A 21,846-nucleotide genomic window follows, 5' to 3' on the forward strand; every position below is an offset into this window, starting at 1 on the left:
GGAAAACAGAACACAGCACATGTGTCTGCCCGGAAGGAAGCCTGTTTTTTTGTCTCTTTTACTTTTTCATTTTCGGCTTGAAAATCAGCGAAGCCAGATAGGAAAATACCAAAGCGGCGCTGGTTCCCGCTGCCGCCGCCTTAAATCCGCCCTTGAACAGTCCGATGAAGCCCTCATCGTTGACTGCCTCCATCACGCCTTTGGAAAGATTATATCCAAAGCCGGACAGCGGCACGCTGGCCCCGCACCCGGCCCACTGCTGAAGGGGCTCATAGATTCCGACGGCTCCCAGAATCACTCCGGCGATCACCAGCAGCACCAGGACCCTTCCCGGCATCAGTTTCGTATGATCCAAAAAAATCTGCACCAGCATACAGATCAGTCCTCCCACAATAAATGCTTTCAGATAAACCATGTCATATCTCCCTTCATATTTTATACATGTTCCAGCCAGACCCCGTGAGCAATTGACGGAATCGTCCTTCCCTCATTGGAAGATACCTGCGACAGCAGCGCTCCCGTCGGCACAAACAGCACCCTGTTCCATTCCCCGGAAAACAGCTTCGGAAGGATCATGCCGGACAGGACCACTGCGGAACAGGCACAGCCGGAACCGCCGGCATGGGTATCCTGCTGTTCTTCATCATAAATCTGCATACCGCAGTCCATATGATTGGCCGTAATATCCATTCCGTTTTCCCCCAGAAGAGAAAACAGAAGTTTCTGTCCCACAGCTCCCAGATCTCCGGTGACAATATGATCAAAATCCGAAACCTTCATCTGAAAATCTTCCAGACTCTGATAAATGGTATCGGCGGCCGCCGGAGCCATACACGCTCCCATATTAAAAGGGTCCTGCACTCCGTAGTCTTTGATTTTTCCCGTGGTGATGCCGCGGATGACAACGCCGCCCTGTCCCGGCTGACCGGCTGCATTTCCCAGCAAAAAGGCTCCGGCTCCCGTCACCGTCCACGTGGCGCTGTAGGGGCGCTGATTTCCATATCCCAACGGGAACCGGAACTCTTTCTCTGCGCTGGCAAAATGGCTGGAACAGGCCGCCAGCGCCAGATCGGCAAAACCGCCGTTGACTGCCATGGCCGCCATGGACAGAGTCACACCAGCGCTGGAGCAGGCGCCGTACACCCCGTAATAGGGAATGTTCAGCTGCTTGATTCCAAATGAAGATGCGATCAGCTGTCCCAGCAGGTCTCCGCTGAAAGCCATCCGCACATCCTCCTTCTTCCTTCCGGCCTTTTTTAAGGCAATCTCGCAGGCAGACCTGATAAACTGGCTTTCGCTCTCCTCCCAGTTATCCTGCCCGAACAGAGGATCCTCCACAATGAGATCTATGTTTTTTCCCAGCGGTCCTTCTCCCTCCTTACTGCCTCCCGTACAGGCATGACTGATAATCCTGACCGGTTCGCGAAAACGCACACTCTGTTTTCCTGCCATCTGATTCATGGACACTACCACCTTTCTCTTTTTTATCTGCTGAAAGATAGCATTTACATTTTTTCGCAGAAATATGCCTGGCAGCAATCAGATGACAGTAAAAAGAATCTCACAGGCGCCATATCTGCATTGCCAGGCGCAGTGCGATCCTTGCGGAGCGTTTTTTATTTCATAGGAATGCAATTTCCTATAAAAAAATCCCCTGCCACATGTTTCCATATGACAGAGGATACTGATACCATATATAATTTTTAATATGATTCTTGTTTTTATTTTCTTCTGGCGTCGAGAATCACTTTCACGATCTGGATGATCAGAGTCGGGGCGAAAGCGAACAGAACGATCATACCCAGCTGTACGCCGGTCAGTGCCACAGTCTCAAAGAGACGTTCCATAACCGGAACCAGAAGAACGATGGCCAGAAGAACCACGCCGGCGAAGAATGCCGCGATGGTCCACTTGTTCGAAGTCAGACCCAGCTTGAAGATGGACGCCTTGCCGCGGCAGTTAAAGCCGTGGAACAGACGCGCCAGTGTCAGTGTGGCAAATGCCATGGTGACCGCAGTCTGCGTGGATGTTGATAATCCGAAATAGAATGCGGACATGGTTGCGATACCGATCAGCAGGCCGTAATATCCAAGCTTCAGCAGGAAATCTTTGGTGAGGATTCCTTCGTTCGGATCACGAGGCGGTTCTTTAAGAAGGCTCTCATCCACTGGCTCCATACCGATGGCCAGTGCCGGCAGGGAGTCGGTCAGCAGGTTGATAAACAGCAGCTGCACCGGTGCCAGAGGAGTCGGCAGCCCCATCAGGGAGCAGTACAATACCACCAGGATACCCGCCATATTACCGGAAAGCAGGAACTGAATGGCATTCCGGATGTTCCGGTATACGTTTCTTCCGAAAGATACTGCTTTAATGATTGTCGCAAAGTTATCATCGGCAAGAATCATAGCCGCCGCGTCTTTGGATACCTCCGTTCCGGTGATACCCATGGCAACACCGATATCCGCCTTCTTGAGAGCCGGAGCATCGTTGACACCGTCACCGGTCATGGCAGTGATTCTGCCCTTTCTCTGCCATGCGTCCACGATACGGATCTTGTTCTCCGGTGAAACACGGGCATAGACAGATACTTTCTCTAAAACATTATCAAGTTCTTCATCGGACATGGCATCAACTTCCTGTCCGGTCAGAGCCACATCTCCGTCGTGGAAAATACCGATCTGGCGGGCGATGGCCGCTGCGGTCACCTTATGGTCACCGGTGATCATCACTGTCTTAATGCCGGCGCTGGCTGCGTCTGCCACCGCTTTTTTGGACTCTTCTCTCGGCGGGTCCATCATGGCTGTAAGACCGATGAATGTGAAATCATTCTCATCATCCAGGGAGAGGGTATCGTCTTCCTCCACCTCTTTGATGGCAAAAGCCAGGACACGAAGACCATTTTCGGAAAATGCCTGATTCTGTCTGAGAATCTCTTCCCGGTCGTCCTCGGTCATTTCCCGGGTCTCTGTCTCGGTCATGATATAACGGGTTCTGTCCAGGAGCACATCGAGGGCTCCTTTGGTAAGGATGGTCGGAACGCCGTGAATCCGGTATTTGGTACTCATCAGCTTCCGGTCAGAGTCAAATGGAATCTCTTCCATACGAGGCATCATGCTTCGGATATCTTCCTCCGTGATGTGCGCATCATTGAGGCCGGCTCTTCTTGCCATGACAAGCAGGCTGTATTCCGTCGGATCACCGATCTCTTTTCCATCGTGGTTGGAAGAGTCGTTGTTGAGCACTGCTGTATAGAGGAAATACCGGTGCAGCGCCAGATGAAGGTCCATCTCCTCCGGCTTCATGCATCTGCCGCCGGTATATACGTCGGTAACGGTCATTTTATTCTGTGTGAGAGTTCCTGTTTTATCTGAACAGATGACAGAAACGCTTCCCAGACTTTCCACTGCCTTTAATTCTTTCATGATGGCATTCTCCGCCGCCATCTTGCCGGTTCCCATGGCCTGTACGATGGTAACGATGGATCCCAGCGCCTCAGGAATGGCCGCAACAGCCAGCGCCACTGCAAACAGCAGGGAATCCAGAATCGGCATATCTCTGTACATGCTCAGGAAAAAGACAATGACACAGATAACCATAATGACAGCCGCCAGCTTCTTGCTGAACTCATCCAGACTCACCTGAAGCGGCGTCTTCTTTTCTTTGGTATCATTCATCAGGCCGGCGATCTTACCAATCTCCGTATTCATACCTGTTCCAGTGACCAGAACTTCCGCCCGGCCGTAAGTAACCAATGTTCCGGAATAAACCATATTCAGACGGTCTGCCAGCACTGCCTCTCCCTCGATATCCGCATCGGTCTTGTCAACACTGGCGGATTCTCCGGTCAGAGCACTCTCATTGACCTGCAGAGAATAGCAGTTAAGGATTCTTCCGTCTGCCGCCGTCATATCTCCGGCTTCCAGAAGAAGAATATCTCCCGGCACCACCTGGGAAGAAGGAACCTCCGTGGTCTTTCCGTCACGCAATACTTTCGCATGAGGGGAAGAAAGCTGTTTTAAAGCCGCCAGAGACTTCTCCGCCTTCAGATACTGTACGGTTCCCAGTACGGCATTGAGGATCAGCACGGCAATGATAACAATGGTACTCTCCACATTTCCTGATATTAAGGAAATGATCGCCGCAATGATCAAAATGATAACAAGGAAATCCGTAAACTGTTCCAGAAATACCTGATATCCTTTTTTTCTCGCCTGTTCTTCCAGAGCATTTTCTCCATACTCCTGTAAGCGCCGCGCCGCCTCTTCCGAAGAAAGGCCGCCTGGCTGCGCCTGCATCTGCTTCAGTAATTCATCCTGATGCATCTGGTACGTTTCTTTCATCAGAAAACCTCCTAGTTTTGTTTTGCAATTTTCCTCCATAGAACAAAAAAGACTTTTCGTGTATAACAAGTATACACAAAAAGTCTGATTCAACATCGTAAATGCTGCATAGATTCCGGATTACTTCTGTAATCGTACTGACGAAACACTATGACATGTCCTGTCCCGGACATGCAACTACTCCCTTTTTGCTCTTTTCGGTCTATTGTGTTGTTTCATACCTTATTTTATTCAAAAAATCCCCGCTGTCAATAATTCTTTTCATTTTTTTCCTGTTTTTCGCCGCTTTTGTGGAAATTGCCGGGAAATCCGGGGAAGATATTTCCGGCCATTCCCGGAAATATCCACCGGGACATCTGACAGATCCTAAACATACCCGCCTCTCAGTAATCCACTTTCATGAGGCAGAGACCGCCCGGAGGCGCCGTCGGCCCTGCCAGCTGGCGGTTCCTGGCTTCCAGAATCTCCGGCATCTGCTCCGGCTCCATCTTTCCTCTGCCCACTTCCAACAGCGTGCCGGTGAGGATGCGCACCATATTCTGGAGAAATCCGGTGCCGTGGAAATTAAAATAAATGAAGCCTCCCTTGCGGATAATTTCAATTTTATCGACCACGCGCACTGTGGACTTTTTCATCCTGGGATTGCCGCAGAAGCTTTTATAATCATGCTTCCCCTCCAGATAGGCGGCCGCGCGCCGCATCCTCTCCACATCCGGGTGGTAATCAAGGACCGTGACATACTTGCGCTGAAAAACCGGTTTCACCGGTCCGTCAAAACAGGTATAACAGTAAAGTTTGCCCACCGCTTTGTATCTGGCGTGGAACCGCTCCGCCGCCTCCCTCACTTCTTTCACCGCAATGTCATCGGGCAGATAGCGGTTCATATAATCCCGGATTTCTTCCGGAGACAGGCGGGTATCCATCACCGCGTTGGCGGTCATTGCTTTCGCGTGTACGCCGGCGTCTGTCCGTCCCGCTCCGATCACATCAATCTCCTCTCCGCACATCCTGGACAGCACATTTTCCAATTTACCCTGGATCGTGTCTCTGTCCGGCTGATGTTCCCAGCCATAGTAACGGCTTCCGTCATAACAAATGATCATCTTATAATTTTTCTTCATGATATTCTCCGTTCTGATTTATTTTTATGAAAACACGCGCCGTTTCGGAAGAACCTGCGCTGTTTTGTTGAAAAAGTACGTTTTCACAAGATACTTCTCTTTGTATAATCCCTCCTGTTTTACTATGATACCACACTTTCCGCCGGATTGACGTCAAAAATCTGTCGTTTTCTGTTTTGTCATGTCAAAATTGCATAATTTTTTTCTTTTTTTCGCGGTCTTTTCTCATCATAATGTAGCTTATTTATGCCGTTTTTTGGATATTCACAACTTATAGTTGTGATAATGATGAATTCTTGTTGTTTTTACAAATTTCTTTCAAATGTTACAATATCCTTATCATCAAGCAGAGGGAAACAGTGCTTGATAACAAACATATTCATACATGTATAAGGAGGAGATTGTTATGAGTATTATCAACTTGATCGCTGCTTTTGGCGGTGGCGCATTTGCTGCATCAATCGGTGCTCTGCCAGCATTTATCATGACTGGTGTGTTCGCTGTTGTTGGTGCCGTTGCTGGTATGTGTGGAGCAGGCGATGCTTCCAACATCCTTGTTAACTATTTCGCATTTGGTTCTTTCTTCGGACCACACATCGCATTCGCCGGTGGTGTTGCAGCTGCAGCATACGCTAAGAAAAAAGGTGTCAGCGAGAACGGTGCTGATATCGCTACAGCATGTGCAGGCTTCAATGCTCCTGACGTTCTGATCGTCGGTGGTGTATTTGGTGTTATCGGTTTCTTATTCAAAGAGCTGGTTGTTATGAACCTCTTTGCAGGAACCATTTCCCCACGTCTCGTAACAGACGCACCTGGAATCACAGTATTCTGTTCCGCTATCTTAGTTCGTCTGGTATTCGGCGGCAAGCTCAGAACAGGCGACAAAGTTGCCAGCCAGGGCGGTGCGTTCGGTAACACGATCGTGATCGGTATCTGCTACAGCTTAGTAGTTGCTGGTGTGTACTTTGCAGGTCTTGAAGTTGTTCCGATTGAGACATTCGGTGGACTTTACCACGTATTGATCTTCGGTATGGCAGCAGTTGGCTTAATCTTTGCTGAGATCGGACAGCCATTCTTCGGATGCCACCATATCGTTATCATCGCTGCTGAGACAGCAGTACAGTGCTACAACAACACAGGAAATGTTTGGATGGCTCTGATCATGGCTATTATCTTCGGTACCATTTCCGCAGTTATTTGTGACGTTGAGACTAACCTTATTAACTCCGGTACCGATTCCCACATCGATGGTCCTGCATGTGCAATCTTTATCATGACCTTCGTTGTAAATGCTTGTTTCCCAGCATAATAACATTTTACAGATCATATTACAAGTCAGTGAAATACATAAAAAAGACCCTCTTTCGAGGGTCTTTTTTATGTCCTTTTATATTCTGTCAGATATTTTCCTGTTATTCTCTGTCCGTCCGTCTCTCTTATCTGACAAAAACACTCTTATGCTCTTAACGTCTGATAACACAGCCGTCTTTTATAACCATCTGAAGTTCCAGCTCATCATTCCAAAGTACCAGATCCGCTTTCTTTCCCGGCGTCAGGGAGCCGTAATCTGCTTCCTCCCCGAGACTTTTTGCCGGATGGATCGTGGCACAGGCGATGGCCGTCTCCAGAGGAATATCCATCGTTTTCACCGCGGTCCGCACGCAATCCGGAAGAGTTGTCACAGAGCCTGCCAGCGAACCATCGGATACCAGTGTGGCATGATTGCCGCGTACCTGCACGTCCTGACCGCCGAGGGTGTAAATGCCATCCGGCATTCCCGCTGCCCGCATACTGTCACTGATAAAAATCATGCGCTCTTTCCCCATGAGGGAGAATGCTCCGCGAACTGCCGACGGATGGATGTGCACGCCGTCGCAGATGATCTCTGCCATCACATGACTGCTGTCCGCCGCCGCTCCTATGACGCCCGGCGCCCGGTGAGTGAACGGAGGCATGGCGTTATACATATGGACCAGATGATTGGCTCCCGCGTCAAAGGCGGAAAGGGCCGAATCATAATCCGCGTTGGTATGAGCCAGGGAAACTGACATCTCATCGCTGACATCCTGAATAAACTGCTCCGCCTGCTCTCTTGATACTTCCTCCGGAGCAAGACCGATGAACTTCACCAGACCGTTGGCGGCCTTCTGGAACCTTCTGCAGATATCCGCGTCGCAGGCCAGGATATACTGCGCGTCCTGGGCGCCTTTTTTCACCGGACTGATGAACGGACCTTCCATGTTGACCCCCAGCAGATCGGCCAGAGACGCCGCTTCTGTCCGCCTGCGGGCACGAAGTTCCGGATCGGCTTCCCCGTCCGCCTCGCTTTTTCTCCGCTCTTCCTCTTTTTTAAAGGCGGCGCCGTTCCCGAGGATCTGCACCAGCTCTTCCACCGGGAGAGTCATGGTTGCCGGCGCGATGGCCGTCACGCCGATGGACGCCTCATAACGGGCGATCTCCTCCACCGCCTCCCTGGTCCCGTCACAGAAATCATATCCTTTGCATCCGTGAAAATGCAGATCGATCATTCCCGGAAAACAATAACATCCCTGTCCATCAATCTGTTCCTCTTCCGCTCCGAGGATCTCTTTTGGAATCTCTCTTCCGGTAAATACCTGCTCGATTCTGTCGTCCCGAAGCAGTACGGCGCCGGGAACGAACTTCTCTTCTTCCGTAAATACACTTACATTATAAATAATCATTGTAATCTCCATTCTGCCGCCTGTGACAGTCCATTGTCACAGGCGGCAGCAAAAGTCAAATACTGTCTGTATCCCTTTATCTATTTGATTGCTGATAAAGCAGCCTCATCGGCGATCACGATCACATCAGAATGCATCTGTAAAACAGAAGCCGGCACCTGCGGTGTGATCGGTCCGTATAATGCTTTTTTGAGGATCTCCGCCTTGTCAGCTCCGCTGACGATCACAAGGATCTTTTTGGCTTTCATGATCGTACCGATTCCCATGGTATACGCCTGTCTCGGCACATCATCCTCGGAAGCGAAAAACCTTTTATTCGCTTCAATGGTGCTAGGCTGCAGGTCAACGCAGTGAGTCCCTTTGTCAAAACAATCGCCCGGCTCATTGAAACCGATATGTCCGTTATGTCCCATACCAAGGAGCTGCAGATCCACCCCGTTCAGAGATTCGATCAGAGCGTCATATCTGCGGCACTCTTCATCCGGATCCTCTGCCAGACCATTTGGCAGGTAAGTATTGTTCGCATCAATGTTTACCTTATCAAAAAGATGTTTGTGCATAAAATAGTAGTAGCTCTGCTCATTCTCTCTGGAAAGTCCTCTGTACTCGTCCAGGTTGACGCTCTTCACTCTGGAGAAATCCACATCCCCTTTGTTATACCAGTCCACCAGCTGCGCATACATTCCCTCCGGGCTGGATCCTGTTGCCAGTCCCAGGACACAGTTCGGTTTCATGATCACCTGAGCAGAAACAATATTCGCCGCTTTTCTGCTTAAATCCTTATAATCCTTCGCCTCATAAATAACCATCATAACTCTTCCTTTCTGCTTTTTCTTCCGTCCATTATACAACAGTTCTTTTTTATATTCCATCTATTTTTTAATTAAATTAACCAGACAATCTTTATTATTTTATTTTCTTAATCATAGCTGCATTTTTTCTTTTTATATTTATTCGTCATGATGGCTTCCGCTGTGATGTCCCTGATTTTGTCCCCGGTTTTGCTGTCCACCGCTCTGCCGTCCACTTCCCTGTCCGCCGCTGTGATGCTGTTCCCGGCCGCCGCCGTGTTCTCTGTCGTCTTCTCCTCCCTGATATCTCCATCCGCCGGCTGTGCCGTCCGCATCTTCCTGCTCTGCGGTACTGCCCTCCGACGGATCAGCCTGTCCCGGCGACAGCGTTTCTATCCGCTCACGGATCTCTCTCATGGTCATCCCCCGTACTTCATCCACTGTCACATCCGGATCCAGCTTCTTAAGCTCGAGATACGCCCTGTATTTTCCGCAGGAAAGCCCCTCCTCATGGGCGGCCGTTATCTCTTCCTCATCGGCATGATAACAATGCATGTTTTTCTCCTGCGCCGTACAGGATTCCATATCTGAAAGGATTTTCTTCTGCTGATCTTCATCATAACCGGCCACTGCGATGGACACAAAATCTTCCTCTGACCGGTAATCCGCAAAATCCTCACTGTCCACAATGGCCCGAAAGGCGTCCATATATTTCATAAACCGGACATGCAGCTGGTCTGCCAGCTTCTGCCCGTCCTCATTATACGCCTTCACAGAGATTACCGTGTCAAATCTGTTGATGTTTAATTCAATGGACGGATTGACGTCGATGCTGATCACCGCCGTCGCTGAAAAATAAAACCGATATCCTGCCGCAGCCAGTACGATGAAAAAAAGGCAGGCGGCGGCTGAGAGCCATTTTCCGTACATCCGGCGGCCGCGCGCTTTTTCAGAAGCCGATGCTCTCGGCTCCAAATCCTGTGACTTTGCCGCCGGGGTATGGTTTTTCGCCTTCGGTTCCTGCGTCTGCGCACCCGCAACCTGCATTTTTGCCTCCTGCGCCTGCATTTCACGGAGAAGAAACTCCCTGGTCCTATCCTTCAGTTGTTCTTCCGCCCGGACTTCATCAAAGGCTTTTTTTATTCTGGTTTTCATCCGCATCACCTCCCAGCTTTTTCCGAAGTATCTTTTTGGCGCGATTTAACAGAGTATAGATCGTGTTTACATTTTTACCGAGAATTTTACCAATCTCCGGGGCGGTATACTCTTCATAATAATAAAGATACACCACATCCCGGTATCTGGCCGGCAGTGAAAGCACCGCCTCAAGCACCTCTCTGTTATCTTCCTGTATTTCCGCCGGCTGTTCCAGTACTTCATCGATGGACACCGTATGACTGCGAAAAAAATTCTTCAACAGATCTTTACAGGCATTGATCGTCACACGGATGAACCATGCCCTCTCGTGCTCTTCATTTTCAAAAGAAACAGAACTAAGGACATATTTCAAAAAGACCGTCTGAAATATGTCCTCGGTATCTGCATAATTTTTTAAATGTATCATGCAGAGCCTTCGAACAGTATCGGCATGCCGCTCGATAGCTCTATTCACCTCTTGTTCGCTCCGCATCGTCAAAAACTCCCGTTGCTATCTTCTGCATCCTCCACGGTGTCCATAACCATTTCCGTGATGTCCTTCTGTTTCTCCATGATGCCGGCCATAACCATATGACGCGGAAGATGCGCTCTGTGTACTTTGTGTATCCTGTGTGTTCTGATTTCTCCTCTGGCGATATCCGCCGGCCTCGTAATTATCGCAGACTCCGTCCTGATCCTCATCCACATAATTACGGCAGCCGCCGGTACAATCATAATAATTATGGAAGGTTCCCGCATAATTACAGGTGTTATTGCGCCTGAAATATGACCGGTCCGCCGACGGCGCCGTGCCCTGCTGTACTGTACTCTGCGCCACCTCTCCTGTCTGCACTGTACCTGCGTTGAGCGTCGCTGCCGTTCCCATTGTCAATAATACTGCTGCTCCCAGAACTCCAACTGCTATTTTTTTCATTTCTTTTACCTCCTGTCCTGATGTCGTGATTTTCCGTTTCACTATTAATACGACTGAGGCAGAGAAATCCTTTCAAAAAAATAAAAAAATCCGCAAAAAATTTTCAGCATGAAGCCGGATCTTTTTTTATTATATTTTGCCGCACTTTTGCTGTCAACTGTCCCTGCGCGTTTTCAGCCTTCAAAGCCTGCAATACCGCATCCGTTCTCTCTCATACTCTTTTTCCAGCAGCTTCATGAGCAGCCACAGCCAGATTCCCATTTTCCCGTCCTCACTTTATATATCCCGGCGATACCGCCGCTGTCATTATTTACAGTTTCTCTCATCTACACTGCGCCTATTCCGTCATCGGTTTTCCAGCCTCGCTGCTCGCATTTCGTCATCGGTTTTCCAGTCTCGCTGCCCGCATTCCGTCATCGCTCGGCGGCGCCGCGGTTTCACAGCCATCCGGCGCATTTGCAAAGCCAGTAAATGAATCCCACAATCCAGCTGGAAAAGATCCCGTACAATATCACAGGTCCGGCGATCGTAAAGATTTTGACGCCGATACCGAAGACCTGTCCTTCTGACTGGTATTCAATAGCCGGAGACGCCACTGAGTTGGCAAAGCCGGTGATCGGGACCAGAGTTCCTGCCCCGCACCATTTGGCCAATGGCGCGAACCACTGCAGTCCGGTCAATAGGACGCTGAGCAGGATAAGACTGACGCTGACAGTGATCAACGCATTCTCCTGACTCATGTGAAACTGGCGCACGGTCACCTGATGGATGATTTCCCCCAGCAGGCAGATGGCTCCCCCTGACACAAAAGCATGCCAGCAGTTGGTAAAGGAACTGAATTTTGGGGTCATCTGTTTGACCTGATCTGCGTATTCCTGTGTCGTTGGTTCTTTTTTCATTTTGTCTCTCCTTTCAGAAAATGTAAAATTGCAGGAAGCTGCCCACGCATTTTCCGATGGCCGCCGCCTTGATAAAATAAGGGAATCCTTTTCGCAGCCGGGTCCTTCTGGACAAGATCGGCACGATATTGATCACTTCCGCCAGAGCGCCGGCCAGACATCCCACAAAAATCCCTGTGAACAGTCCTCCCGCATCCACAATGACCGAAGCTATCACATGGGGAAGCCAGGACAGGTCCACCGCATACAGAGAAATCAGATTCATAGATATCAGGCCCAGAGCCAGGCTCGTCTCATAGAGAGGAATATGAGACGCGGTTTTGGTAATGGCGGAAAGCCTCGGAACGATTCCTATGAGACTGATAAAAGCCACAAAACCTCCTGCGGTGGCAAATCCCGCTGCCAGGGCGATCCACGCCAAAATCCCTTTAATCATTATTGCTGACATCCAGTTCTTCTCCTTTTCTGGACGCTCCCAGAAGAAATGTCTGGTTCACATCCCGCTCGTACAGACGCATCTGCACCTGAATGGGCGTCGGCTCGTTGGTCACTTTCTTGCCGGGCGTGTGATTAAAGAACAAAAAGACGCCCAGCGTCAGCCCGATGGAATAAAAAAGTTCTATAAAAGTCGCGCCCGTTGGTCTGGTTCCCAGAAATGTTTCATACAGCTGGGAAAATACCCGACTCATATCCACATCATTGTTATACCCCATAATCGAAATTCCCATACCGAGAAAACAGGTGACACAGATCAGGGCAATTTTCCCTCTCTGCAGCCAGCGGGACGGCTGCTTCTGCGGATTCCTGTAGTAGATGACAAAGTCCTCCTCTCCCATATTTTTGATTTCTCCGTCCGGGATTTCCTCAGAAATGGCCTGTACCAAAACAAGGATGGACATAAACGCTCTCCCATCCTCCTTTTCTTTAAATTTATATACTTCGATACAATTGATTTTATTCTGAAGATTGCTGTCTTTGCAGTATACGGAACAGACATCCTTGATCCTCACCTTCGGGTCATTGAGAAAATAACTCTGCTCCGCATGCAGATAAATGACCGGTCTTTCCATCTTTTCCCTCCTGTTTCTGCTTCCTGGGTATCATCCGGTTAAAATGGATCATACTGGTTTTTTGAGACAGGAAAAGTATGTGCCGGACGACGGAAATTATACATCATAACGCATGGACTGCATTTGTTCCGCCAGCTTCTCTGCATGTTCCGGATCATACATTCCGGAGCTTTTCCAGTATCTTTTTTTCCAGCCGGGACACCTGCACCTGGGAGATGCCGAGAATCTCCGCCACGGCCGACTGGGTCTTATTCTCAAAATACCGCAGCTCAATGAGCGTCTTCTCCTTTTCTTCCAGATGATTGAGCAGCTGGGAAATGTACATCCGGTTGACTGCCTCCTCAATTTCGTCGTTCTGCTGTTCAATTTTATCCTCCAGATGAATCTCATCGCCATCGCTCTGATAGATGACCTGATGAAGGGAACTGATTTCCTGCCCGGACTCCATGGCCATCAAAATATCCGCCTCGTCAATCTGCAGGGTCACGGAAATCTCCTCCAGGGTTGGCTCCCGGTGATGTTCTTTCTGGTATATTTCCGTTTCTTTTTTTACTTTATAATTGATTTCCTTTAAACTGCGGCTGACCTTCACCATGCCGTCGTCCCTCAGAAACCGTTTAATCTCTCCCATGATCAGGGGAACCGCATAGGTGGAAAACTTCACTTCTCTGCTGAGATCGAAATGATCAATGCATTTCAGCAGACCGATGCTGCCAATCTGAAATAAGTCTTCGCTGTCACAGCCTCTCCCCTGGAACCGCCGGACAACGCTCCAGATCAGCCCGACATTTTCTTCCACCAGCCGGGAACGTGCTTCCATATTTCCTTCTTTTGCCTGTCTGATCAATTCACAGGTATGTTCCACTTCTCTCCTCCCATTTTTTTCGTCAATGAAACACTGGTTCCCTTCCCCGGTTCACTTTCCACTTCCACGTGATCGGTGAAAGCCTCCATAAAGGTAAATCCCATCCCGGAACGCTCCCCGTTTTTCAGCGTCGTGTAAAGGGGCTCCATGGATTTCTCCACATCCTCGATCCCCACCCCGAAATCCCGGATATGTACGGTCACCGTATTTTCCACACGCTCCATGACCATAACGATGTCTCCCCGGGACTCCGGATAAGCGTGAATAATGGCGTTGGTGACCGCCTCCGATACCGCTGTCTTAAAATCTGACAGTTCTTCCATGGTCGGATTCAGCACTGCCGCAAAAGCCGCCGCCAATGTTCTGCCAATCCTCTCATTCTCGGGAAAATTCTGAAATGTCATCTCCACCCGGTTGGTGCCGTTTATGCTCTCTTTCATTCATAGACCTCCTTCATTTCTTCAATGGTATTTAATACTGTCACTTTTCCGAGAATACCGGACATTTTCCACATTTTCTCCATAGATGGACTGCCTCCGAACAGAAAGACTCTCCCTTCCATGGGCTGTACCTGACGAAGCCGCCCGAGAATCAGCCCGATGCCGGAGCTGTCCATAAAATTGGTGCCGGTGAAATCAAAAATCACGTCCCGCACGCAGGCCTTCAGAAACATCATCTCGCATTCCTGCCGGATATCTTCCGCCTGACAGTGATCGATCTCTCCCGGGAGACGAATCACCAGACACTGGTTCTTTACATGACAATATTTCATTCTCTCACTCCTGTTCCTCTGATTTTCAGTTTTTCTGCCGTGGCAGAAATCCCCTTTCTCAGACATCATAACGAAAACAAAAAAATAAGTCCGACAAATCCTGTCGAACTTATTTTTATTCTTTGTAAAATATTCTATTATTCTTCTCTGTAAATTACGGATCCTTTTTGTCCATTACAGATATTTAGTCATTCTCTTCGTCATCGCTGCTCTGAGTAGTGCTGCTCTTCTTTGTTGTGCTGCTGGTACTGCTCTTCTTCGTCGTGCTGCTGGTACTGTTCTTCTTCGTCGTGCTGCTGTCCTCATCCTCTGTAGTCTCGTCATCAGCATCATCAGAACTGCTCTTGCTGCCGGTATTCTTCTCAGACTCTGTTGATGTCTCATCGGCATCTTCGGTGTCGTCACCATTCTTCTTGGCATATTCTGCGGCAGCTTTCTTAGCTTCATCCACCAGCATGTCCAAACCTTTATTCGCCGCATCACGGATCAAACTGTCATCACCGGAATTATTGATGATATCATAAAAGTATGGTTTTGCCTTATCCATTTTGTCAAGCTGCTTATAGCACATGGCCAGACGATAAAGGATCTCATAATCGTTATCGCTGTATTTATAGGCTGCCTTCAAATCATCCAGCGCCTCGTCATATTTATACGTATTATATAAATTCTCCCCGCTTGCATACAGCTGGCTGGAAGCCTGTGAATATGCATCTTCCTTCATGGAATTATACAGATCCTTCGCTGTTTTAGATGGAAGAGCACTCTCCTTGATATTGGAAAGTTCCTCTGCACATTCCACATAGTCATTATCTGAGTAAGCCTGGCTTGCCTTGATCAGAGAATCATACATGCTGTCCTCGCCGTCGCTGCCCTCATAGACGCTGAGACGCTCGGTCAGATCTTCGTTATCGCTCTCCAGAGAATCCTTGTCGCTCTGCAGCTGGCTGATCTCGCCGTCTTTCTGGGAGACAGTCTCATTGTACTCTTTCTTGAGATTGTTATAATCCACACTGACGCCGGCACGGACACTCGGGATGACCAGAACAAACATGGCTACCACGCCGATCGCCAGTCCGATGAGCATGTAAACAAACTGCTTCCAGGTCTCTTTACTTGGATCTTCATAGTGATCAACCGGACGGACATTCTTAAGATTCTCATTATCCGGCTTCAGATTCTCCGCCGGCACAGTCTCTGCTGCCGCCATCGGATTCTCCCCGATCTCCATGAGGAACCGTCTAGCCGTAGTATTATAATTATCCACTGCCAGGGCATTGTTCAGATCTACCTTGGCAGCTGCGTTATCGCCTGCCCGCATGTGAAGCAGCGCAAATAAAAGATGACCGCGGACAAAGTTCGGCGTAATGCTCAACACCTTCTTAATCTGGATCATCGCCAGATCATCGCTGCCCTGCTTGGCGTAAACCAATGCCTGATTAAACTTCTTGGCCGTCTCGTTGATCTCCTCAAACACCGCCGGGTGTTCTTCCATCTGTTTGATGTACTTGTTGGCGGCATTCTCCTCCACAGAATTCAGTTTTGCGCTGATCTTCCACTGGATATATGCTTTTCCGCCCTCGCCCATCTCATAATAAACAAGACCCAGCAGGTTCCGGGCGTCCTTATGCTCTTTATTGTAGGTGAGCGCCTTCTTAAGCTGTGTCACCGCACCGCTCAGATCACGCATCTCCACCTTTTCCAAACCTATATTATAGTAATAATTGGCTGTATTACACGCCTTCGCAACATGCTTATTATCAAAACCGCAGCTGGTACAGAACCCATCAGCCCCCACCGTACGGCCGCATTTTACACATTTCATGTGACTTCCTCCTACACACTGTAAACTATTGTGAACTGACGGGAAAACTATTTCTCGTTTTTATTGCTGCGCTGTTCTTTTACCATTTCCTCCACCAGATCGGTGATATCCTTGATATCGTCGTCGAACAGATTATCCTCTCCTACTTCCACGCCTACAGCCGGTTTAAACTTTTTAAGCTCAAGATTAAAATCAATCATGGGAATCCTCACTTTCCAAAATGTATGTCTTGCGCCTCTTGATCTCTCCCACCAGATAAAGGGATCCGAGACATAAAAGGCGTCCTTCCTTATCTTCATCATGCAAAGCAGCGTCAAACGCCTGCTCCGTCCTATCAAATACCTCACAGGGCGCATCCGTCACCTGACGGAAACACTCAAGGATCTTCTCGGTGCCGGCACCTCTTGTGCCTTCCACCCGGGTAATATAAATCTTCTGCCAGGCAATCTCTCCCAGCAGCCGGATCATACTATCGTAATCCTTATCACCGCACACAGCAAACAGCAGACGCCATTGTCCTCCCTTCCGGGTGATCGTCCGGCAAAGCTGTTCCACCGCGCCAGGATTGTGAGCACCGTCCACGTACACACCGGGAAGAACCTGTTCCATCCGTCCCTCCCACTGCATTGCCAGAAGCCCTTTCTGAATCATCTCCCTCGAAAGGCCGGGCAGAAGCACTCTGGCTGTGACAACAGCCAACGCGGCGTTATATATCTGATAATCCGCTGTGTCCGTAATACGCAGCGAACTATTCTTATAATAACTACTATTGATGGAAAAATCAATGTTATTCTCTGTTTTTTTTAAAAATGTTATTCTTTCAGAACGAATTCTGTAAATATGAGAATTTTTTCTTTCAGCTTTCTTTCTGATTACAGAAAAAGCGCCGTTGTCCTCGTCCAGAACCACCACCGGAACCCCTTCTTTTATGATTCCCGCCTTCTCAGCGGCGATCTCCCCGATGGTGTTGCCCAGCAGCTCCGTATGGTCGAGGCTGATGGATGTGATCACGGAAATCACCGGATGGGTCAGCACCGTGGCATCCAGCCGTCCGCCAAGTCCTGTCTCCATGATGCAGTAATCCACATCTTTTTGGGAGAAAATCAGCAGGCTCATGAGAAACAGTATCTCAAAATAGGTGAGCGGCTGCCGATCCCCGGATGTCTCACAATACTCTGTCGTTTCCGCACTGCAGCCTGGCAGCCGGCCGCTGCCGACAGCCGCACTCTGCCTCGTGTTCCCCGGCAGCAGCGCCTTCACCTGCTCCCAGGCTTCTATGAGTTCTTCGTCGGAACACATTTCAAAATTAACACGGAACCGTTCGTTCATATGCACCAGATGCGGTGAAGTAAACAGAGCGGTACGGTATCCGGCGGTCCGCAGAATGGACTCCAGAAAAGCGCAGACAGAACCCTTTCCATTGGTTCCCGCCACGTGGATAACCCGGAGTGATTCCTCCGGGTGTCCTAAAATGTCCAGATATTTTTTTAAATTATCGAGGCCTCCCCCGGTGCCAAACCGGGGAACCGACGATATTTCCTGTTCCAGCTCGTCGATGGTCATATTGCTATATCTGCCTCCTGTTTTCCGGCACAGCCGGAATCCGTTCTCTTCATCGCCTGAAAGACGATGCTTTATTTTTTCAGCTGAGAAAGCCGCTCTTTTACCTGCGCCTCCATGGCTGTATATTTCTCTAACTTCTTCTTCTCTTCTTCCACCTTGGCTGCCGGAGCCTTGCTGATAAACTTCTCATTGTTCAGCATACCGCTGGCACGTTTGATCTCGCCGGCCAGACGTTTCGCTTCTTTTTCCAGACGGGCGATCTCTTTCTCCACGTCCACCAGTTCCGCAAACGGAATGTAGATAACTGCATCCGGAATCACTGTGGATACCGCGTCATCGGCAATGCCGGCTTTATCTGCCTGCACAATAACTTCACTGGCATATGCCAGGGTCGCAAAGAAAACGCGGGAGTTCTCAAACACATCGCGGATCTCTTCTTTTTCTGATACCACGTAAACGGTCGCTTTTTTGCTCGGCGGCACGTTCATATCGGCCCGCAGATTACGGATATTGCGGACTGCATTTTTGATGATCTCCACTTCATTTTCTTCTGCCTTGAAGTCAAGCTCTTCCTTAAATACCGGCCAGTCGGATACCATGATGGATTCTTCCTCATCCTGCATGCTGCAGAAGATTTCCTCGGTAATGAAAGGCATATACGGATGAAGCAGCTTGAGGGCAATGGTCAGCACACTCTTTAAGGTATAGAGCGCCGCTGCCTTGGTGGCATCCTCATCATTATATAATCTCGGTTTTACCATCTCGATATACCAGTCACAGAATTCTTCCCAGATAAAGTCGTGAAGCTTCGCCACAGCGATACCCAGTTCATAATTCTCCATGTTATCGGTAACTTCTTTCACCAGCGTGTTCGCTTTGGAAAGAATCCACTTGTCCGCCGGCGTCAGATCACCTGGAGTCACCTGACTTAAATCTGCTTTTTCTATATTCATGAGCATGAAACGGGAAGCGTTCCATACTTTATTGGCAAAGTTACGGCTGGCGATGATCTTCTTCTCGGAGAAACGCATGTCATTGCCCGGCGCGTTTCCTGTCACCAGGGTAAGACGCAGGGCGTCGGCGCCATACTGATCGATAACCTCCAGAGGATCAATACCGTTGCCCAGAGACTTGCTCATCTTCCGGCCCTGCTCATCCCGGACCAGTCCGTGGATGAATACGTCGTGGAACGGACATTTTCCAGTGTGCTCATAACCGGAGAATACCATACGGATAACCCAGAAGAAAATAATATCATAACCGGTCACCAATACATCGGTCGGATAGAAATAATCCAGGTCTTCAGTCTGTTCCGGCCATCCCAGAGTGGAGAACGGCCACAGAGCAGAACTGAACCAGGTGTCCAGAGTATCCTCATCCTGTGTCAGATGTCTGCATCCGCATTTCGGACATACATCCGGCTGGGTTCTGGAAACCACGATCTCCCCGCATTCATCACAGTAGTACGCCGGAATCCGGTGTCCCCACCAGAGCTGTCTGGAAATACACCAGTCGCGGATATTCTCCAGCCAGTGCAGATATGTCCGGTCGAAATGTTCCGGCACAAAGCGCAGATCGCCGTTCTTTACAGCCTCAATGGCCGGTTTTGCCAGCTCATCCATGCGCACAAACCACTGTTTTTTCACCATCGGCTCCACGGTGGTATGACAGCGGTCATGGGTACCTACGTTATGGTCATGTGGTTCTACCTTTACCAGATATCCTTCTTCTTCCAGTTCTTTTACAATGGCCTTTCTGGCCTCATAACGGTCCATGCCAGCAAATCTGCCGCCATTTTCATTGATGGTGCCATCATCATTGAGGATATTGATCTCTTCCAGGTTATGACGCAGTCCCACCTCAAAATCGTTAGGGTCATGGGCCGGCGTGATCTTAACGGCACCTGTACCAAATTCTTTATCCACATAAGTGTCCGCCACGATCGGGATCTCCCGGTTCACGATCGGAAGCAGCACCATCTTTCCGATCAGATCTTTATATCTCTCATCATCCGGATGTACGGCAATGGCTGTATCGCCCAGCATGGTCTCCGGACGGGTGGTCGCGATCTCGATGCACTGGTCCGTTCCCACGATCGGATAATTGATGTGCCAGAAAAATCCTGCCTGATCCTCATACACAACCTCCGCATCGGAGATGGATGTCTGGCAGACCGGACACCAGTTAATGATTCTGGAACCTCTGTAAATATATCCTTTTTCATATAAACGAATGAAAACTTCCTGTACTGCTCTGGAACAGCCTTCATCAAGAGTAAAACGCTCTCTGTCCCAGTCTGCGGAAGAGCCGAGCTTTTTCAGCTGGCTGACAATCCGTCCGCCGTACTCTTTCTTCCACTCCCAGGTCCTCTTTAAGAATCCTTCTCTTCCGAGATCCTCTTTCTCAATCCCCTCCTCTTTCAGGGCATTGATGACCTTTACCTCCGTGGCGATACTGGCATGGTCGGTACCCGGCTGCCAGAGGGCGTTGTAACCCTGCATCCTCTTAAAACGAATCAGGATGTCCTGCAGGGTATTGTCAAGGGCGTGTCCCATGTGAAGCTGACCGGTGATATTTGGCGGCGGCATCACGATGGTAAATGGTTTTTTACTGCGGTCCACTTCCGCATGGAAATATTTTTTATCCAGCCATTTCTGATAGAGTCTGTCCTCAATCTCCGCCGGATTGTAATTTTTATTCATCTCTGTTGCCATAAATCTATGTCCTCCTGGAATAATAAGTTGTCATGTTATAAAAATGCCTGCGCGAAGCGCAATTATTATACCACGCGCGCAGAAAAGGAAGCGCTGCCCGCAGCATTTACTTTTCAAACCGTGGCCCGCTGGTATACCCCTGCGCAGCAGGAAAAAGCGATGAAATCGCTTTTGATTGCGCGAAGCGCAATTATTATACCACAAGTTTCCAGCCTTGTGTGTACCTTTTTATCTATTCTTTCCGCACCGGCAGCCCGGTGCTCAGCAGATTATCTTCCATCTCGATCTCCGGGCGGAACTCCCGCTGCAGATCCCGCACAAATTTCTCATAAATCTTCTCTGCCTCTTCTTCTTTGTCCCGTTCCAGCAGATAGGTGATTTTTTTCTGTTTTTCTGCCTTTTCGCTGCAGTCGAAGGCGTCGGCAATGCCGGCAAAACGGTTCTCGAAGGATTCCAGCGACAGTTCTGACACTTTAAACGCCTCCATCTCTTCCCCGGCCCTTTCCAGATTCTCCGTAAAGGCGATGAGACAGTAATAATAAAAGAGCGATTCCTCGTCGCCCGCATACTGATAGGCTTTCACAAAATCAATCTTGGCATCTTCAAAACGGAAGAGCCGTGACTGGGCAATGGCCATGTTATGGTAGGCCGCTCCGGTCTCCACCCGGCCCATGGTCTCCGGTTTCAGCGCTTCCCGGTAATAATGGATCGCCATGGCCGCGCGGCCGGCGCCAAGAAACATATCCCCCATCCATTTGCACTGCAGGGGATACGGCGTATTTTTTAAATCCCGGTATTCATCCAGAATCTCCCGGATTTCGTCTTCGGAAAAGTAATGTCCCTCCCGGAAGAGCGCGGAGAAATATTTCATCTGATCCCTGTCCGGGTCCGTCAGCCTGGAAAGCTGCCGGTACAATTTCTCCAGTCCCAGCTCATCCCGGATATACACCAGGAGATCTTCCTCCGGGAGTGTATACAGATAGCAGATCATATGGCTGCTCAGATAATAGCATAGTTCTTCATAGGAATAAACCGGCACGCCCGTCTCCGGAAAACGATACGGCTTCGTTCCGGTCCGTCCGACACAGACGATGGATTCCCGCATAACTTTTC

At 49.3% G+C, this 21,846-nt stretch carries 22 protein-coding genes; 2 read left to right on the forward strand and 20 right to left on the reverse strand.

Annotated features, from left to right (window positions below; all coding sequences use genetic code 11):
• Positions 1-58 precede the first annotated feature (58 nt).
• The 4 genes from spoVAE to truA form a co-directional block, all read right to left on the reverse strand.
• The gene (gene spoVAE / locus B5E53_RS11085; RefSeq protein WP_087315000.1) at positions 59-415 is read right to left on the reverse strand and encodes a stage V sporulation protein AE; all 357 of its coding nucleotides are present in this window, start codon (positions 413-415) and stop codon (positions 59-61) included.
• A gap of 20 nt (positions 416-435) precedes the next feature.
• Positions 436-1,461, reverse strand: coding sequence for a stage V sporulation protein AD (locus B5E53_RS11090; RefSeq protein WP_087315102.1), 1,026 nt, complete (start codon positions 1,459-1,461; stop codon positions 436-438).
• A gap of 260 nt (positions 1,462-1,721) precedes the next feature.
• Positions 1,722-4,340 (reverse strand): cation-translocating P-type ATPase, encoded by a 2,619-nt coding sequence (locus tag B5E53_RS11095; protein WP_087315002.1) that lies wholly within the window; start codon positions 4,338-4,340, stop codon positions 1,722-1,724.
• A gap of 383 nt (positions 4,341-4,723) precedes the next feature.
• Positions 4,724-5,461 (reverse strand): tRNA pseudouridine(38-40) synthase TruA, encoded by a 738-nt coding sequence (gene truA / locus B5E53_RS11100; RefSeq protein WP_087315003.1) that lies wholly within the window; start codon positions 5,459-5,461, stop codon positions 4,724-4,726.
• A 406-nt stretch (positions 5,462-5,867) separates the two neighbouring features.
• On the opposite strand from truA, the gene B5E53_RS11105 reads away from it, so the two are divergent.
• Positions 5,868-6,770: a hypothetical protein gene (locus B5E53_RS11105; protein ID WP_087315005.1), complete on the forward strand. Its 903-nt coding sequence runs from the start codon at positions 5,868-5,870 to the stop codon at positions 6,768-6,770.
• Positions 6,771-6,924: 154 nt separating this feature from the next.
• On the opposite strand, the gene nagA is transcribed toward B5E53_RS11105, so the two are convergent.
• From nagA to B5E53_RS11130, 5 genes are all read right to left on the reverse strand, one after another.
• Positions 6,925-8,175 (reverse strand): N-acetylglucosamine-6-phosphate deacetylase, encoded by a 1,251-nt coding sequence (gene nagA, locus B5E53_RS11110; RefSeq protein WP_343215639.1) that lies wholly within the window; start codon positions 8,173-8,175, stop codon positions 6,925-6,927.
• Positions 8,176-8,243: 68 nt separating this feature from the next.
• On the reverse strand, positions 8,244-8,972 hold the full coding sequence (gene nagB, locus B5E53_RS11115; protein WP_087315104.1) for a glucosamine-6-phosphate deaminase: 729 nt from the start codon (positions 8,970-8,972) through the stop codon (positions 8,244-8,246).
• Positions 8,973-9,113: 141 nt separating this feature from the next.
• A complete protein-coding gene (locus B5E53_RS11120; RefSeq protein ID WP_087315009.1) occupies positions 9,114-10,109 on the reverse strand; it encodes a hypothetical protein in 996 nt (331 codons plus the stop codon).
• Positions 10,081-10,584, reverse strand: a complete 504-nt coding sequence (locus B5E53_RS11125; RefSeq protein ID WP_087315011.1) for a sigma-70 family RNA polymerase sigma factor — start codon at positions 10,582-10,584, stop codon at positions 10,081-10,083. Before B5E53_RS11125 ends, B5E53_RS11120 begins: the two co-directional genes overlap by 29 nt.
• Positions 10,585-10,602: 18 nt before the next feature.
• On the reverse strand, positions 10,603-11,025 hold the full coding sequence (locus B5E53_RS11130; protein WP_087315013.1) for a hypothetical protein: 423 nt from the start codon (positions 11,023-11,025) through the stop codon (positions 10,603-10,605).
• A 108-nt stretch (positions 11,026-11,133) separates the two neighbouring features.
• On the opposite strand from B5E53_RS11130, the gene B5E53_RS19290 reads away from it, so the two are divergent.
• On the forward strand, positions 11,134-11,496 hold the full coding sequence (locus tag B5E53_RS19290) for a hypothetical protein (RefSeq protein ID WP_162611899.1): 363 nt from the start codon (positions 11,134-11,136) through the stop codon (positions 11,494-11,496).
• Here B5E53_RS19290 and spoVAC read toward each other — a convergent pair.
• The 11 genes from spoVAC to B5E53_RS11180 all read right to left on the reverse strand — a co-directional run bounded on the left by spoVAC (position 11,463) and on the right by B5E53_RS11180 (position 21,838).
• Positions 11,463-11,924 (reverse strand): stage V sporulation protein AC, encoded by a 462-nt coding sequence (gene spoVAC / locus B5E53_RS11135; RefSeq protein ID WP_087315014.1) that lies wholly within the window; start codon positions 11,922-11,924, stop codon positions 11,463-11,465. The genes B5E53_RS19290 and spoVAC overlap by 34 nt on opposite strands.
• 13 nt (positions 11,925-11,937) lie before the next feature.
• Positions 11,938-12,372 carry a stage V sporulation protein AB gene (locus B5E53_RS11140; RefSeq protein WP_087315016.1) on the reverse strand — a complete coding sequence of 145 codons (435 nt, stop codon included), beginning with the start codon at positions 12,370-12,372 and terminating at the stop codon, positions 11,938-11,940.
• A complete protein-coding gene (locus B5E53_RS11145) occupies positions 12,353-12,994 on the reverse strand; it encodes a stage V sporulation protein AA (protein WP_087315018.1) in 642 nt (213 codons plus the stop codon). Before B5E53_RS11145 ends, B5E53_RS11140 begins: the two co-directional genes overlap by 20 nt.
• A gap of 154 nt (positions 12,995-13,148) precedes the next feature.
• Entirely contained in the window at positions 13,149-13,859 is a 711-nt protein-coding gene (locus B5E53_RS11150) for a SigB/SigF/SigG family RNA polymerase sigma factor (protein WP_087315020.1), read from the reverse strand.
• Positions 13,838-14,299: an anti-sigma F factor gene (gene spoIIAB, locus B5E53_RS11155; RefSeq protein ID WP_087315022.1), complete on the reverse strand. Its 462-nt coding sequence runs from the start codon at positions 14,297-14,299 to the stop codon at positions 13,838-13,840. Before spoIIAB ends, B5E53_RS11150 begins: the two co-directional genes overlap by 22 nt.
• Positions 14,296-14,631: an anti-sigma factor antagonist gene (locus B5E53_RS11160; RefSeq protein ID WP_162611900.1), complete on the reverse strand. Its 336-nt coding sequence runs from the start codon at positions 14,629-14,631 to the stop codon at positions 14,296-14,298. The genes spoIIAB and B5E53_RS11160 overlap by 4 nt, the downstream gene beginning before the upstream one ends.
• Before the next feature lie 184 nt (positions 14,632-14,815).
• Positions 14,816-16,456: a tetratricopeptide repeat protein gene (locus B5E53_RS11165; protein WP_087315026.1), complete on the reverse strand. Its 1,641-nt coding sequence runs from the start codon at positions 16,454-16,456 to the stop codon at positions 14,816-14,818.
• Positions 16,457-16,503: 47 nt separating this feature from the next.
• Positions 16,504-16,656: a hypothetical protein gene (locus B5E53_RS19295; RefSeq protein WP_162611901.1), complete on the reverse strand. Its 153-nt coding sequence runs from the start codon at positions 16,654-16,656 to the stop codon at positions 16,504-16,506.
• Positions 16,649-18,019 carry a folylpolyglutamate synthase/dihydrofolate synthase family protein gene (locus B5E53_RS11170; RefSeq protein WP_087315028.1) on the reverse strand — a complete coding sequence of 457 codons (1,371 nt, stop codon included), beginning with the start codon at positions 18,017-18,019 and terminating at the stop codon, positions 16,649-16,651. Before B5E53_RS11170 ends, B5E53_RS19295 begins: the two co-directional genes overlap by 8 nt.
• A gap of 71 nt (positions 18,020-18,090) precedes the next feature.
• On the reverse strand, positions 18,091-20,733 hold the full coding sequence (locus tag B5E53_RS11175) for a valine--tRNA ligase (RefSeq protein WP_087315030.1): 2,643 nt from the start codon (positions 20,731-20,733) through the stop codon (positions 18,091-18,093).
• Between the two features lie 232 nt (positions 20,734-20,965).
• Positions 20,966-21,838: a hypothetical protein gene (locus B5E53_RS11180; RefSeq protein ID WP_087315032.1), complete on the reverse strand. Its 873-nt coding sequence runs from the start codon at positions 21,836-21,838 to the stop codon at positions 20,966-20,968.
• Positions 21,839-21,846: the final 8 nt, after the last annotated feature.

The organism is Eubacterium sp. An11, assembly GCF_002161065.1.
Classification (GTDB): domain Bacteria; phylum Bacillota; class Clostridia; order Lachnospirales; family Lachnospiraceae; genus Anaerobutyricum; species Anaerobutyricum faecale.